At 53.1% G+C, this 15,175-nt stretch carries 10 protein-coding genes; 2 read left to right on the forward strand and 8 right to left on the reverse strand.

Annotated elements, in window-relative coordinates; translation table 11 throughout:
- Nucleotides 1-122 precede the first annotated feature (122 nt).
- The 6 genes from PsAD46_RS09610 to PsAD46_RS09635 form a co-directional block, all read right to left on the reverse strand.
- Nucleotides 123-842, reverse strand: coding sequence for an ATP-binding cassette domain-containing protein (locus PsAD46_RS09610; protein WP_244272098.1), 720 nt, complete (start codon nt 840-842; stop codon nt 123-125).
- Nucleotides 843-851: 9 nt separating this feature from the next.
- On the reverse strand, nt 852-2,027 hold the full coding sequence (locus PsAD46_RS09615) for an FtsX-like permease family protein (RefSeq protein ID WP_057462445.1): 1,176 nt from the start codon (nt 2,025-2,027) through the stop codon (nt 852-854).
- Complete coding sequence (locus PsAD46_RS09620; RefSeq protein ID WP_063293062.1) at nt 2,024-3,253, reverse strand: HlyD family efflux transporter periplasmic adaptor subunit; 1,230 nt, start codon at nt 3,251-3,253, stop codon at nt 2,024-2,026. Before PsAD46_RS09620 ends, PsAD46_RS09615 begins: the two co-directional genes overlap by 4 nt.
- A 172-nt stretch (nt 3,254-3,425) precedes the next feature.
- Complete coding sequence (locus tag PsAD46_RS09625) at nt 3,426-4,490, reverse strand: cell division protein ZipA C-terminal FtsZ-binding domain-containing protein (protein WP_063293061.1); 1,065 nt, start codon at nt 4,488-4,490, stop codon at nt 3,426-3,428.
- A 287-nt stretch (nt 4,491-4,777) separates the two neighbouring features.
- Nucleotides 4,778-6,457 carry a methyl-accepting chemotaxis protein gene (locus PsAD46_RS09630; protein WP_063293060.1) on the reverse strand — a complete coding sequence of 560 codons (1,680 nt, stop codon included), beginning with the start codon at nt 6,455-6,457 and terminating at the stop codon, nt 4,778-4,780.
- 11 nt (nt 6,458-6,468) lie between these two features.
- A complete protein-coding gene (locus tag PsAD46_RS09635) occupies nt 6,469-7,485 on the reverse strand; it encodes a cytochrome c peroxidase (RefSeq protein ID WP_063293059.1) in 1,017 nt (338 codons plus the stop codon).
- 551 nt (nt 7,486-8,036) lie between these two features.
- On the opposite strand from PsAD46_RS09635, the gene PsAD46_RS09640 reads away from it, so the two are divergent.
- A complete protein-coding gene (locus tag PsAD46_RS09640; protein WP_208981754.1) occupies nt 8,037-10,763 on the forward strand; it encodes an autotransporter domain-containing protein in 2,727 nt (908 codons plus the stop codon).
- A gap of 99 nt (nt 10,764-10,862) precedes the next feature.
- A complete protein-coding gene (locus tag PsAD46_RS09645) occupies nt 10,863-11,963 on the forward strand; it encodes a TIGR03032 family protein (protein WP_063306693.1) in 1,101 nt (366 codons plus the stop codon).
- 55 nt (nt 11,964-12,018) lie between these two features.
- On the opposite strand, the gene PsAD46_RS09650 is transcribed toward PsAD46_RS09645, so the two are convergent.
- Together PsAD46_RS09650 and PsAD46_RS09655 are read right to left on the reverse strand one after the other, a co-directional pair.
- Nucleotides 12,019-13,725: a dihydroxy-acid dehydratase gene (locus PsAD46_RS09650; protein WP_063306694.1), complete on the reverse strand. Its 1,707-nt coding sequence runs from the start codon at nt 13,723-13,725 to the stop codon at nt 12,019-12,021.
- Nucleotides 13,722-15,173: an NAD-dependent succinate-semialdehyde dehydrogenase gene (locus PsAD46_RS09655; RefSeq protein WP_063306695.1), complete on the reverse strand. Its 1,452-nt coding sequence runs from the start codon at nt 15,171-15,173 to the stop codon at nt 13,722-13,724. The genes PsAD46_RS09650 and PsAD46_RS09655 overlap by 4 nt, the downstream gene beginning before the upstream one ends.
- Between the last annotated feature and the right edge of the window lie 2 nt (nt 15,174-15,175).

Consider the following 15,175-nt stretch of genomic DNA (forward strand, 5'->3'; position numbering starts at 1 on the left):
GTATAAGAATGATTTGAGCTTGCTTGAGGTTAGAATAGTTGAGCCAACTATCGCTTCAACGGGAATGTTGTAATAGTTTGTCGCAAGGTGTAACGGGCGCTTGCATGTATTCGTTTGAGAGATCATGCAGTCACAGCTTCCTCAACCAGATGCCCCTCATCCATGGTCAGAATACGATCTGCCAATTGCAGGATACGGTTGTCATGAGTGACCATCACCGTGGTGATGCCACGCTTCTCTCCCAGCTCTTTGAGCAGCTTGACCACTGTTAGCCCGGTGTCCTTGTCCAGAGCAGCCGTCGGCTCATCTGCAAAGATGATATCTGGTGAGGAAACCAGTGCGCGCGCGATAGCAACGCGTTGTTTTTGTCCGCCGGAAAGGTGGGCGGGCAGATAATCACTGCGATCTTCCAGGCCCAGAATGCTGAGCATATGCCGTGCAGCCTTCTCCTGCTGTGCCGCATCAACGGTTGCCTTCACGCCGTTTTGGTGAACCTGCAACCCCATCAGTACGTTCTGGGTCGCCGTCAGGCTTTCGTGCAAATTATGCGCCTGAAAGATAAAGCCAAGGCGTCGCCGCAACATGATCTTCATCGTCTCGTCTGCACTGTGCAGTTCATGTCCCAGTAAGGCGAGTTGGCCTTTCTGTACATCACGTAGGCAACCCATGAGCGTCAATAGCGTGGTTTTGCCGGACCCGGACGGACCCATCAGCACGGTCAGGCTACCTTTTTCGATCTCGAAGTTAACGTCGAATATGGCTTGTTTGCGGGCTTCTCCTTCGCCAAACCAATGGTTGAGACCGGAGACGCTGATTGGAGCATGTGGTGTGTATGTCATCATCAGAACCTCCTAGAACAGGTCAGCTGGATCAGCATGAGCCAATCGACGCGTTGCAATGGTTCCAGAAAGCGCACAGGCGGCCAACGTGCCGAGGAAGACAATGAGCGCCCGCGCCAGGGTGAGCCCCACTGGCAGACCGGATTTCAATGCCAGCATCTTGTAAATGCCCATGGCAGCAAACACCCCGGGGAAGAACCCAAGCACTGCAAGGACCATGGCTTCCTCAAAGATGATGCTGAGGAAGAACCCTTCACTAAACCCCATCGCTTTGAAGGTTGCATACTCCTTCAGGTGATCGGCCACATCCGTGCTGAGAACCTGATATACGATGACGATGCCCACCAGCACGCCGATGATGGTGCCAAACCCGAAGATGATGCCCACTGGCTTTTCTGAGGTTTGGTAGGCTTGTTCGTCGGATGCTGCTTTGGCGAAACTGCGGATTTTCAAGGTGTCTGTAGGCAATACCTGCTTCAGCAGTTCAACCGCACGCTCAACAGAAGCACCTTCTTGCACCTTCAGCAATATGTGGTCTGGTGCTCCGGAACTGCGGGAGGGTGAGAGCCGCAAGACGCTCTGGTCAGACATCACCAAATTGCCATCTGCACTAAAACCAGCGCCAATCTGCAAGGTGCCGATCAGCTTGATCTGACGGTTGTTCATTTCAAAGACAGCGGGTGTTTCAGGTGAAAGTGAGTTGAAGAATTCCTCTGTTCCACCACGTGTTTTGCGGTCCACCAGTGCAGTATCGGGCAAAGCCAACTGCAAAAACTGAGGGCGAAGGACCGGAGCCATGAAATCAATGGCTTCGATGGGTAACCCAACCAGTTGCAAACCAGCGATCTGGTCTTTCTGCACGCGCCAGTCCACCTTGGCAATGTAAACAGGAGCTGCTGCTGCGACCTCCGGCAGAGTTAGCGCTTGCAGCATGTGCACACGAGCAACATTGCCGCCTTCGGTAAGAGACTTGGCATCAGATGCGGAAATGAGAATATCTGCCTCAAACAGCTCATAAGGCTGCAAAGTGGAGCCAGTCAGAGCTCCCATCATACCGAGCTGCACGAACACCAGCACGTTGGCAAAAGCCACCCCAGCCAGCGCGGCGGCAAAGCGGCCTTTGTTGTGCGTCAGCTGCAACCAACCAATGGGCAATCGGCCCAGCACCCATGTGAGAAAACGGGTCACTTGGTTACCTCATCATTTGCTGGCTGAAAATATCCGAGGATTTCCAGGTTGGTGAGATTCGCCGCCAGTTCAGATGATGTCTCGTCCAACGTCACAACAACTGTGACCACTCGGGCGTCCGTGTTTGCGGCGGGGTCAACACTAATGATGTTCTGTCGTCCGACGATCAGCCCAATCTCTGTCAGCGTTCCGCGCAGTTCCTGCGTCAAAGCTTCTGCGCGTAAGATGACGGCATCGCCGATGTTCAGACGGCCAATCTGGTTCTGGTAAATCTCCATTTCAGCTGTCATTTCGCGGGTATTACCAAACTCAATGAGGCCTGCAGAAGATGGACGCTCGCCGGGTTGCACCAGCAGATCCAGCACGGTGCCATCAAACGGTGCGCGGACAACAGATTTCTCGAGGTTTACTTCAGCGGTGCGCAAAGCGATTGCAGCAGATTGTAACTTGCGTTTGGCGAGTTCTACATCCGCCTGAGAGAGATCGGCTGAACCACTGTAACGCTGCAGGGTTGCCACCTTGCGAGCTACATCCAGTAAAGCGCTTTCGGCTTCAGCTTCTGCGCGGTCCAGTTGAGCTTGTGTAACCACCTTGCGGGCAAACAGAGACTTGGTGCGCTCCAGTTCCGCCTGTGACAGATCCGCGTTGGTTTTGGAACGGTTAAGATCGGCTTCGTTCTCCACCTGACTGGCTGTGATAGAGAGCTGCACCTGCCGGAGGGAAGCTTCAGAAACCGCGATTTCCGCCTTGGCTGCCTCAACACTGGCTTCCAGTGAAGGGCGATTGTCCAACAAGGCGAGCACAGTGCCTGTCTCAACCCAATCACCGACTGAGATTGGCAACTCCACAATGCGGGCATCCCCTGCTCCGAATGGCAAGGCTATGGTAGAAACGCCGTCCCGCGGGATCAGCTTACCAAGCGCCACCACAGCGCCTGCTTCCAGCGCTTTGATGTCTTCCTTGGTCACTGTCGTGTTGATTGGAACGGCAATTTTCTGATTGCTTCCACCGCCCGGCTCTAGCCCTGTCATCTCATAAAACAGGCGTAGGCCAGCGGGTTGGAAGTACATGCCCATGACACCACCGGTGAACATGATAGCAATGAAGACAGGGACAAGCAGAATAATCCGCTTGAATGGCAAGCCCTTGCGAGCATTACCCGAAATAGACGAAATGCCCGTATCTTCCAAAGGCAAATCTTCGTTTGGCGCATTGTGATGGGTCACAGGACCACCTCTGCTGTGACTTGTTAATTATTACCTTCTAATATTCTAATATGAAAATCACGCAACCCAAAAATTGTACGGATTTGTAACTCAGGTGGAATTTGAGTTTTGGGTGTGTTTGGTGATGCTCGAGTAACACCGGAGCTATCTGATTATTCCAACGAAAGCGAGTTTATCGAACGGTGCTAATTTCGTCGCATCCCGTCTTCAAGTTCAATTCTTCCAGTTCCGCGCAAAGTTCAACGACTGCTTCTCTTAGTTCGTCAGGGCTATCAGCGAACTCATCATCAATTTGTGCAGATAAGTTACAGCCCGTTTTCTCTTGGAACATTGTGACCGCTCGCATCAGTTGATCAAAAACATGTACAGCTGATGGGGTCAGAGGAGGCGTGATGCTAAAGGTTACTTCAATAAAGTTTTGCTCACCTGATGCGACCAACTCCGGTAGGACATATCCTATCTTACCGTCATTCGGTTCGATCCAGATTAGATAGTCAGTTTGTCCTGTCGGGTCTTCCCACTGGAAGCAATCCATATCTCCCCATTTGAACCCCATTGTGTGCAATAGGTTCCATACCTCTTTGCCATCAAAAGTCTGGTTTGCATCAAGGTAGGCGGTAATGCTTACACAATCTGGTGCCAGATTGTTGATCGTCTCAACGCGTTCGAATTTTTCAAGGATATAATCTTCGCTGAGACTTGAGGACGAAAAGCCAAAGGGTAACGATGTAAGAAATGAGCTCAGTGCCTCTTGCGCTTTTAGAACGATCTCAGGGCTTGTCTCGGAGAACTCATGTGGGGACCAGCTGGCAATCAACTCTTGCCCCTCAGTTGGTGCATCTGAAGAACTTAAGTATGTTGTTATGCCCTTCGGTGTCACGACATAAAACTCCGGTGTCAGCTCTAAGCTGGGAGGGATTTCTTCGAGAGCACTTCGTAGAGCTTTACAGAGAAAAACTTCGCGGGCCTTGAAGCGAGAGATAATGTCGATATTCCAGTTTGGTTCGACATTTTGGTCTTCGAGAGGTTGACCGCTTAACTCCTGAGGCAGAGTAATTGGTGGTGGGATCAGATCTATTATACGTGGAAGTTTGGCGGTTCCAGGTATAGCTTTTTCGACTCTCTCACCAGATAAACTGGAGGGAACCTCTTCTAAATCACCTATGTTCAAATCTGAGGGTGTTTGCTGGATGTTCTTGTTCTTTGATGAAAAAAGTTTCCTTAGCAACTTCATCATTTTGGTCCAGCTTCCTTCAAAGACTGCCCAACACAAGATCAAGAAAATCTCGTTGAAAGATAGTTGGGGAGAGACTTCACAAAGTAGCTTTCTTTAGTTCAAGCTACTCTAGGCAGTATTTGCGGCATCTAATTGCGCAGTCAATATAAGATTGTAGCCAGTCAGATATCTCGGTGGCACTCAATAATCGAAACTTCGTATTGATTTTTCTGTCTTCGCTTTCTCTGAGAAGAGCGCGACTTCACCTGAACTGCCTGTTACTGCAGTTCAGGTTTTATTCGTTTCACTTAAGCTATTTCTGCCTGCGGGGTGTCCTCTTCTGCGATGCGGGTGAGGAAGGTGTCTACTTCGGCGGAGAGGTCGTTGGTGACTTGTTCCAGCAGGGCTGAGGACTGGTTGGCGGCTCCGGCTTCTGTGGTTGTCTCGTTGATTGCACCGCTGACGGAGACAACGTTGCTGGCGGCTAATGCTGTTCCGTCGGAGGCTGCCTGAACAGCTTCAGCAATTTCTGCGGTTGCCATTTGTTGTTGTTCAACGGCGTCAGAGATGGAGGATGTCAGCTCGCTGATCTCTTTTACCGCCGCCGTGATGGAGCCAATGGCTTCCACAGTGCTGCGGGTTGAACTCTGAATGTCGTTGATCTGCGCTGAGATCTCCTCGGTGGCGTGCGCTGTCTGGCTTGCCAGGGTTTTCACCTCTGTTGCCACCACAGCAAAGCCTTTGCCCGCGTCCCCTGCCCGTGCAGCCTCAATGGTTGCGTTGAGCGCCAGCAAGTTGGTTTGCTCGGCGATGTCGCGGATTAGGTTGAGAACGGTGCCAATTTGCTCAGCGGACTTGGCAAGGGCAATGACTTCATTGTCCGTGGTCTGGGCGATTTCAGAGGTAGACGTCACCAGTGTATTGGCGCGTGTGGATTGGCTGGAGATCTTTTGGATAGAAACAGACAGCTCCTCCGCTGCCGCTGCAACGGTCTCCACGTTTTGTGACGCGCTGGCAGAGGCTTCGCCTGCGCTGTTGGCCTGCTGGGTTGCCTGATTGGCCACATCGAACAAGCGCTCAGAGGAACTGCGCATTTCCATAGACTGGTTAGAAAGCATGGATACATTGCGTTCCAAAACCACGCGGAACTGCTCGACAACCTCTTCTTTTTGCTGTTGGCGAGATTGCTCACGGGAGCGTTCGGTCTTTGCACGTTCTTCCAACTCGCGGCGGGCGATGGCGTTTTCGCGGAACACCATGACCGCATCCTGCATCTTGCCGATTTCGTCTTTGCGGGCAGCCAGATTGAGGTTCACATCAACAGCACCAGAGGCAAGCTCATCCATTTTAGAAGTGAGCGAAACGATTGGTTTGCTGAGGCTGTTAGCCAGCCAGAGAGCAAAACCAAGTCCGCCAAGACCTGCGATCAATGCAAGGCTGAAAGAAATGATGTTCAGCCGCCGTGCATCCGCATTGGCCTGTGCAAGTGCTGACTGACTGGCGGTAACGGTGGATGATACAATCGCGTTGATGGAAGCCCGAAGAGCCTGATTGTGGCGCTCGATCTTCTCTTTGGTTGGGATCATGCGGGATGGTGTAATACCCAGCAGGATAGCCGCATCTTTACTCCAGTTTTTAAAGCTGGTCTGTGCTGAGAGAACGGCCTGCCGCATTTCGTCATTGAGCGCGACCTCTAGCGTCTCCTCAATATCCATGCCCAGAGATGCGTTGATGTCTTTAAACTCACGGCGAAACTCTTCGGGCTCAATGAACGTGGTCATGGCGAGTGCTGTATCGACGACCTCTTTGGCGTGCTCAAAATCGTTGACAATGGTGAAGGAAAGGCGCTGTGCTTCCAGCGCTTTTAGCGTCACACGGCCAAGGTTTTCACGGCCTTCAGCTGCCTGCCAGACAAGGAATGCCATCAGTGCCATAGCGACGACAATGAGGCTAAGGATCGGAATGAAGATTTTACTGCGAATAGTCATGGATCCGGCCCTTAGTTTGGCAGTGTTGGCATTGGCGTTTCAGTACGCTCGGCGGTCAGCGAAACAAGGAATGCCTTGAGGTCCTGAACTTCCCGTTCAGACAGATCAAGCGGGCGCACATGCTCGGACCTGGATGGACGCTCGATGCCGCCAGCATTGTAATGGGCGATCATGGTTTCCAGATCAGGAATACTGCCATTGTGGGTGAATGGGGCGCGGTACGTCAGGTTGCGTAGGCCTGGGGTTTTGAAAGCGAATTGGGCTTTGGGGTTGTCTTCCTCATAAAGCCCGCGGCCAATGTCTTCTGTCGGCGTGCCAATGTCGTGGAACTTGTTGTCCGTAAAGTTCCAACCCGTATGGCAGACCGCACAGTCGCCTTTGCCGTTAAACAGCTCAAACCCGCGTTTGGCGGAGGAAGAAATAGCATTTTCCTCACCTTCAACCCAACGGTCAAACGGAGACCAGCCGGAAACAACCGTGCGTTCATAGGTGGCGATTGCGGTCAGCACAGTGTCACGTGTGATGCCGTCCTGTGGGAAGACGAGACCAAACCACTTGTTGTAACCGGGAATCTCGTCAAGAATCTCAACGATGGTGTCAAACTTGCCGTCCATCTCTTCCGGATTGGTGATTGGTCCGGCAGCTTGCTCTTCCAACGTTTCGGCGCGGCCATCCCAAAACATCGGAGCAACCCAGGCGGCGTTGAGGACTGTTGGAGCCTGACGGCCAAGATGAGTGTTGGCGGAACCAACGGCGGTCGGAACAGGCACTTCGTAACCGAAGGACGGGTTGTGGCAGCTGACGCAGTTGATGTTTTTATTACCAGACAAGCGAGGATCGAAGAACAGCATCTTCCCAAGCGTTGCCATCTGCGGAGAATACGGGGCGTTCTCTGGAAATGGAATTTCCAACGGTCGGCGATATTGCTCTTTCAGCGAATTGATGTCTGCAGCACTCAAGGGAGATGAGGTCAGCCCCAACACAACGGCAGCAGACACATAGCCTGCAACTCTTCCTAGAAATGACATGATGCTCTCCCCTAAGCAAATACAAGGGAGATCCCCTAGCTGAGCAAGAGTTAATGAATGCCTTATCGATTGTTTTGATTAGGCACCTTCACTGATATGTGATGTGAGTTTAGATAGCTTTCCACTGATGACTCTAAAAACTGCGGTTCTACAGTGAGTTACGAAGCATTGATTGCCTGCAAAACATGTATTGAACTGACGCGATAGTGTCTCAGGAGCGTTCTCAATATGCTCAGCGCATGCATGAAGGGGTAAGTTCTACAGCTTGACTCCGCTAAGAATCTCTTATGTCCCTCGTCAGTTGAATCCAGCTGAACCAGTGCCCCCACTTTTCAAAGCTTGTGACAAGAGTGTGCCTCGCTACTGTCCCCTCTTAACTCTTTGTTAACGAAATCGCTTGTCTGCGCTTATAAGGCATCCACTCGCAGTTCAGGTGAACCTGTTGACGTGTATCTGTTTGGCATAGTTGCACACTGCCAGACGAAAGAGACCAGTACTCGGCGTATCTCGAGAGATTTAAGTGCCTTAGTTTTTGTAGTCTGAGGGTTTAAATGAGCGGCGTCGTCACATCTTTCAGACCTGCACGGATGTTGAACACCGGCGGTCTCTATCAGTCTCTTCTTCTATCTACGGCCATCATTGTGCTGCCGAGCGTGGCAATCATGCCAGTGCGCGCGCAATCTGTGTCACCCCAACCCCAATGTTCCATCAGCGGATCAACAGTAACCTGTTCGGGCGACTTGTCGGTTGGGGTTGATATCGATGGGGGAGCGGGCGGAACTTACACTAATCTGATCATCGAAAACGTAACGACAAACATCACACCCTCCTTTTTTCTTCCAGGTATTCTGTTTGAATCCAACGGCGATATCACGATCAACAGTGATACAGGTGATTTTGTCATCTCGACAGATGGCCGGAACGCGATTGAGGTAGAGCCTGTGGCTGGTGATGTCTCCATCACGCACAATGGTGGTATTCAGACAATAAGCCAATACGCCTCTGGTGTTGATGTGAGGAACGCTGATGTAGTAACAATCACACATACCGGTGATATTACGACGGATGGCTATTACAGCCGAGGCATTGAAGTCGTTTTGTCTGAAGAGATCACGATCACCCATACCGGTGATATCACCAATACTGGCAATTACTATGCTCAAGGGATCTATGCGACCACGCAAGGTGGCAGTACAGGTGCCATAACCATCACGCAAACCGGTAATGTCGACACAACGGACGGATCAAGTACAGCCTTGTTTGCACGATCTGATGGGACGGGAGATGTTGGCATCACGCATGTTGGAACGTTGACCACATCCGGTATCGGCTCGCATGGTATTTTTGCTCGTGCTCGTGGCGTTGGAGCTGTTGCGATCGACCAAAATGGTACCATCACCACAGGTGGTAACGCCGCGCATGGTATCATAGTGTACTCCGAGAACACCGCGACTGTAACACACAGCGGAACGATCAATGCCAATGGTACAAACTCGGATGGGATATTGGTTGCCGACGGAAATAATCCAGCGAATAGTTTTCAGGTCAATCTGACAGATAGCACCATCAATGCACAATCGTTTGGCATTAACATTCAAACAGTCGGTGACACGACGTTTACCCTGACTGGTACCAACGCAATTTCAGGTGTTGTTGACGACATTAAAGGCGGGACTGGGGATGACACGATCAACAACTCAGGCACGCTCACGTCAACCAATGGCATCGACTTAGATGCGGGCACCAACGCGTTCAACAACCTGAGTGGAGCAAGGTTTAACTCAGGGGATGAGGTCATTCTGGGTGCAGGTAATTTACTCACCAACGCCGGTATTCTCTCTCCAGGGGGAGATGATGTTGTTCAGGAAACAGATATCACAGGTGACTTCCAAAATGATGCCAATGGGACCTATATCGTCACGTTCAATGCGGGAATGACTGCAAGCGATACATTGGATGTTTCCGGTGATGGCACGTTGAATGGCGGTGTAGTGCGAACCAGCGGAGCAACGTTTGCACCTGTTGGTACCTTTACCATTGTTGATGCGGCTGGCGGTATCACCGGAACGTTTGACAGTGTGGAAGATACCTTGTTCATTGACTGGACGTTGAACTACGGTGCAACCACGGTCACACTCAGCGCGGCAGAACTTGCCAGCAACTTCTGCGGTTTGGCAGATACGGAAAACCAACGCTCGGCAGCGTGTGTTGGCTTGGACAGCTTGCCACTTTCTGCGCCCTTGCCTCAAGCAGTGCTTGCTCTTTCCAATGGAGCTGAAGCGCGGGCGGCTTATGATGATCTTTCCGGTGAAATCTATGCCTCCATTCAGGGAGCATTGGTTGAGAACAATTATCGCCGGATGGCCTTGATCAACAACCGTATCCGCAATGCAGACGCCTCACTTGGTTCCGTGACAGCGGCGCTTGCTCCGGAAGATCCCACAGAGCCGGAAAAAGATCGCCGAAACGACTTCTGGGGCATTGGTTACGGGGCATGGTCCAACACGTTTGGAACCAGTGATACCGCGTCATTGGATAACAGTCTGGGCGGTTTGCTCTTTGGGTATGACCGGGAATTTGCCGAGGAAACGCTTGCGGGTGTTCTGGGTGGTTATGGCCGCACCAATGTGAAACAGGATGCTCGCTCCTCCAGCGGCTCCGCGACAACATGGTCCATCGGCATCTATGGAGAGACGGTGGCCAAAGATATCGGCTTTGTTCTGGCGGGTATTTACAACTGGCACTTCCTTGAAGGGTCGCGAACGGTGGACTTCTCGACCATCAACGAGCGTGAGCACAGCAGTTATAAAGGCCGCGGCTGGCAGTTTTATGCCGAAGCCAACTATGAGTTTCCTGTTATGGAGGCGTTCGCGTTTGAGCCTTTCCTTGGTGTTTCCTATATCGACGTACACACAGATGGCTTTGCGGAGAATGGCGGAACAGCGGCCTTGACGAAACAAGGTGGCAGTTTTGATAGCACCTTCACCAATCTGGGTGTGCGGGGTGCTTATAACGTCTATGACTTGTTCAACGTCAATGCAGCCCTTAGCTGGCGTCACGCCTATGGAGATGTTGATCCTTCGGCCTTGCTGGCCTTTGCGGGCAGCACTGCCTTTGGGGTGGATGGGGCGCCGATTTCTCAAGATGCATTTGAGCTGGAAGTTGGGCTTGATGCCCGCGCTGCAGACAACCTTTTTGTAAACGCAGAATACAATGGCCAATTTGGTGACAACGCGACCATTCATGTCATCGAGTTAGATTTTACGATCAAATTCTAAGCCTCGTAGATATCGAGCCCTCATAACTCGCTGAGGCCCCTCCTGCGGGATGGGCCTATAGTCCCAGATTGTTACAAGCGTAATCTAAAAGGGGACGAGATGGCTGGTTCAACACACAACCCCGCGCAAAATGCGGAGCCAGTGGCACGGTTGGAGCCTAACGATATCTCGTGCTCTCGTAGCATGGCGATCTGGCTCAGCACCAATCAGGTCTCGCTTGCCATTTCCTCCTATCAAACAGGGCAGTTATTTCTGGTGGGTGTCAAACCCAGTGGTGGTATTCATTTTCATGCCATCGGCACGGGGCGTGCGATGGGCCTTTGGGCAGAACCGCAACGGTTGATCCTCGGTACAGCCAACCAGGTGATCCGGTTTGAGAATATTCTGGAACAAGACCAGCGTGTGGGAGACGCGGATAAGTATTATGTGCCTCGTGTAGCGCACACGACGGGTGATCTGGACATTCATGACATCGTGACCCTGGACGATGGCAGTATCGTCTTTGCAAACACCATGTACTCCTGTCTCTCAACCTTACATCCCATCCACTCGTTTGCCCCTTGGTGGACCCCTGATTTCATCTCCAAACACGCTGCTGAGGATCGATGCCATCTGAATGGTATTGCACTCAGGGATGGCAAACCAGCTTATGTGACCATGGTCAGTAGGGCGGACGTGATCAACGGGTGGCGGGATCGTCGGGAGGAAGGCGGCTGCCTGATCGATATTGACAGCAATGAGGTCATTACCGAAAAACTCTCCATGCCGCACTCACCGCGTTGGCATAAGGGTGAGCTGTGGGTGGTTAACTCAGGCACGGGCTATCTTGGTACTATTGATCTTGCCAGCGGCACGTTTCAGCCGCGCTGTTTCCTGCCGGGGTTTGCACGTGGACTGGCGTTTCACAACAATCACGCCATCCTTGGCCTCTCCCTGCCGCGTGACGGTTCATTCAAAGGCCTGCCGTTGGATGAGGAATTGAAGAAGCGCGATGCAGACCCATGGTGCGGAGTGCAGGTCATCAATCTTGCCACAGGGGATGTGGTGGAGTGGATCCGGTTCAGAGGTGTGGTGAAAGAGATGCTGGACGTGTGCACTTTGCCGGGAGTTCGCCTGCCTTCTGGTGCGTCTCCAACCTCCTCAGAAATGAGTAATCTGCGCACAATCGCCAGCGCTTCAAAACAAGCTGAAATTGCGTGACTCAACGCTGAGGAGTGAGCAGAGAAACCCTGCCCACTCGCGTGTATAAATGTGCTCAGACCTTCTGTAAAAAGTCGAAATCGCATCCCTTGGTCGCTGGCAAAACCGTGTTGTGGTAAAGCTGCTTATAGCCGCGGGCTGGTTCCGGGTTTGGTGAGGTGAAAGCCGCACGGCGACGATCTAACTCTTCCTCTGAAACCAGCAGGTCGATGCTTTTGGCCTTGGCAGAGAGGCGAATGCGGTCGCCGTTTTGTACCAGTGCCAGCGGTCCGCCCAGATCAGCTTCCGGTGTTACATGCAGCACGATGGTGCCGAAGGCTGTGCCGCTCATGCGGGCATCGGAAATACGCACCATATCCTTCACACCAGCACGGGCCAGTTTCTTCGGGATTGGCAAATAGCCTGCTTCTGGCATGCCAGATGGACTGCGCGGGCCTGCGTTTTGCAACACCATGACGTCATCTGCGTAGATGTCCAGATCAGAGTCATCGATGCGATTGGCAAGATCTTCCAGAGACGTAAACACAACTGCCCTGCCCTCATGCTCAAGAAGCTCAGGCGTTGCGGCAGCACGTTTCAGGATTGCGCCTTCTGGTGCCAGTGAACCACTCAGTGCGATCAGGCCTCCTTGCGGGTCAACGGGATTGTCAGCTTTGCGGATCACGTTGTGGTCGAATGGATCAGCCTTTGGTGCATCCAGACGATCCCCTAGGCTTACGCCCTCAATGTTGATCGGGCTGCGATGCACTTTGTCTTTGATCGCGTCCAGAACACCATCCAGACCGCCAGCGGAATGGAAATCTTCCATATACCCCTGACCAACCGGCTTCAGGTCCACTACCACGGGTGTCTCATCAGAAAGCTGGTTCATGCGGTCCAGTGAAATGTCGATGCCAAGACGTCCGGCAACTGCCGTCAGGTGGATGATTGCGTTGGTGGAACCAGAAACGGCGAGTAATACGCGCAGAGCGTTCTCGACCGCTTCACGCGTCATGATTTTGTCTGGTGTCAGAGCGTTTTCTGAAAGAGCCATTTTGGCGGCGACAACACCAGTTTCCTCTGAATTACGCAGACGGTCAGCGTGCACTGCCGGGATGCCAGCTGAACCCGGCAGGATCATGCCAAGAGTTTCGGCAATCACGGCCATGGAGCTGGCGGTACCCATCACAGCGCAGGTGCCGGCGGTGGTCGCCAATCGGCCTTCAATCTGGTTGATCTCGGGCTCATCCACCGTGCCTGCGCGGTATTGCGCCCAAAAACGGCGGCAGTCGGTGCAAGCGCCGAGGCGCTCGCCTTTGTGGCGCCCTGTCATCATCGGGCCAGCCACAACCATGGTGGCTGGTTTGCCAGCGGAAGCTGCCCCCATCAACAGTGCCGGAACGGTTTTGTCACAGCCCCCCATCAACACAACGGAGTCCATCGGCTGTGCGGTAATCATCTCTTCCACGGCCATGGCCATCAGGTTGCGATAGACCATGGAGGTTGGACTCAGGAACACCTCACCCAGAGACATGATCGGGAACGGCACCGGCAGTGCACCAGAGGCGAGTACACCGCGTTTGATGGCTTCCAGCATCTCGGGGAAATGTCTATGGCAGTTGTTGAACCCGCTCTCGGTGTAACAGATGCCGACGATTGGCTTGTCCAGACTTGCATCCGTGTAGCCCATGGATTTGGCGAAGGAACGGCGTAAGTAGCGGGCAAAGCCCTTGTCGCCATAGTTTGTCAGGCCGTTTTCCAGCCCCTGTACTTTTTTGCTCATCGGATCTCTCGGGAGATTAACAGGTGGCGGGTATATTTCGGAACGAGGTAATCCATGATGCCGAGCGAGCCACCCTCACGACCAAAGCCACTTTCCTTGTTGCCGCCAAACGGTGCTTCTGCGGTTGCAAGGAGCGTCTCGTTGATGCCAACCATGCCTGCTTCCAGTCGTTCAGCGGTTTTGAGTGCCAATGCGCTGTCGTAAGAAAACACGTAGGCTGCCAGACCAAACGGCGTGTTGTTGGCTCGTTCAATCACGTCTTCCACATCATCAAAGGTGGAGATCGGGGCGACCGGAGCGAAAGGCTCCTCAATCATGATCGCGGCATCGTCCGGCACGTTCATCAGAACCGTCGGCTCAAGAAAGCTACCATCGGGCAGGTTTTCCGGCTGCTTCCCACCTGCCAGCAGGTCCGCACCTTTCGCGATGGCATTCTCTGTCAGGCGCAATGCATGGTCTACCGCGCGCTGGCGGATAAGTGGACCGGTGTTGACACCGTCTTCCAATCCGTCACCAACCACGAGAGACTTTGCATAGCGGGCGAACTCTTCGGCGAACTCCTTCGCGATGGAAGAGTGCACGTAAAAGCGGCTTGGAGATATGCAAACCTGACCGCAATTGCGGAACTTGGTGGCTGCCAGTTTCTGGGCTGCTGCAATCGGGTCAAAATCCTTATGGATGACCACAGGGGCATGACCACCCAGCTCCATGGTGACTTTCTTCATGCCATCCGCGCACTGCCGCATGACGTCTTTGCCTACGGGTACTGAGCCGGTCAGCGACACCTTGCGGATTTCAGGCGCATTGATCAGCGCTGGAGCCAGCGTCCGACTGTCGCCAGTCAGAATAGCCAGAGCCCCCGGCATCAGGCCAGCGTCCATCAGGGCCTGCCCAATGGCAAAGCATGGTCCAGCCGCTTCAGAAGCAGGACGAGCAATGACAGAACATCCAGCTGCCAATGCTGCCGCGATTTTGCGAGCGGGCAGCAAGGCTGGGAAGTTCCAGGCGGACAGTGCCAGAGATGGGCCGACTGGCTGGTAATTTACAGTCAGGCGTTCATCAGCATTGCGGCCCGGAATAGTCTGACCGTAGATGCGCTTGGCTTCTTCTGCCTGCCATTCAAACTGGTCAGCTGCTGCTCCGGTCTCTCCAATGGCCTCGGCCAGTGGTTTGCCGGTTTCAAGGGACATTACATGGGCAATGTCCTGCGTCCGTTCGCGGATCAGATCAGCGGCCTTGCGCAGCACCTTGGCGCGCTCCCATGCCGGAACCGCAGCCCATTTCGGGAAGGTGTCCTTTGCCAGTTTCAAAGCGCTGGCAATGTCGTCTGCACTTGCAGCGGCAATGGTGCCGATCACTTTGCCAGTGACCGGGCTATGTACATCGCGGGTTTCGCCGTTGCTGGCTGGCGCCCACTCTCCGCCGATAAGAAGTTTCGCATCTGTCATGA

Source organism: Pseudovibrio sp. Ad46 (assembly GCF_001623065.1).
In the GTDB taxonomy this organism is placed as follows: Bacteria; Pseudomonadota; Alphaproteobacteria; order Rhizobiales; family Stappiaceae; genus Pseudovibrio.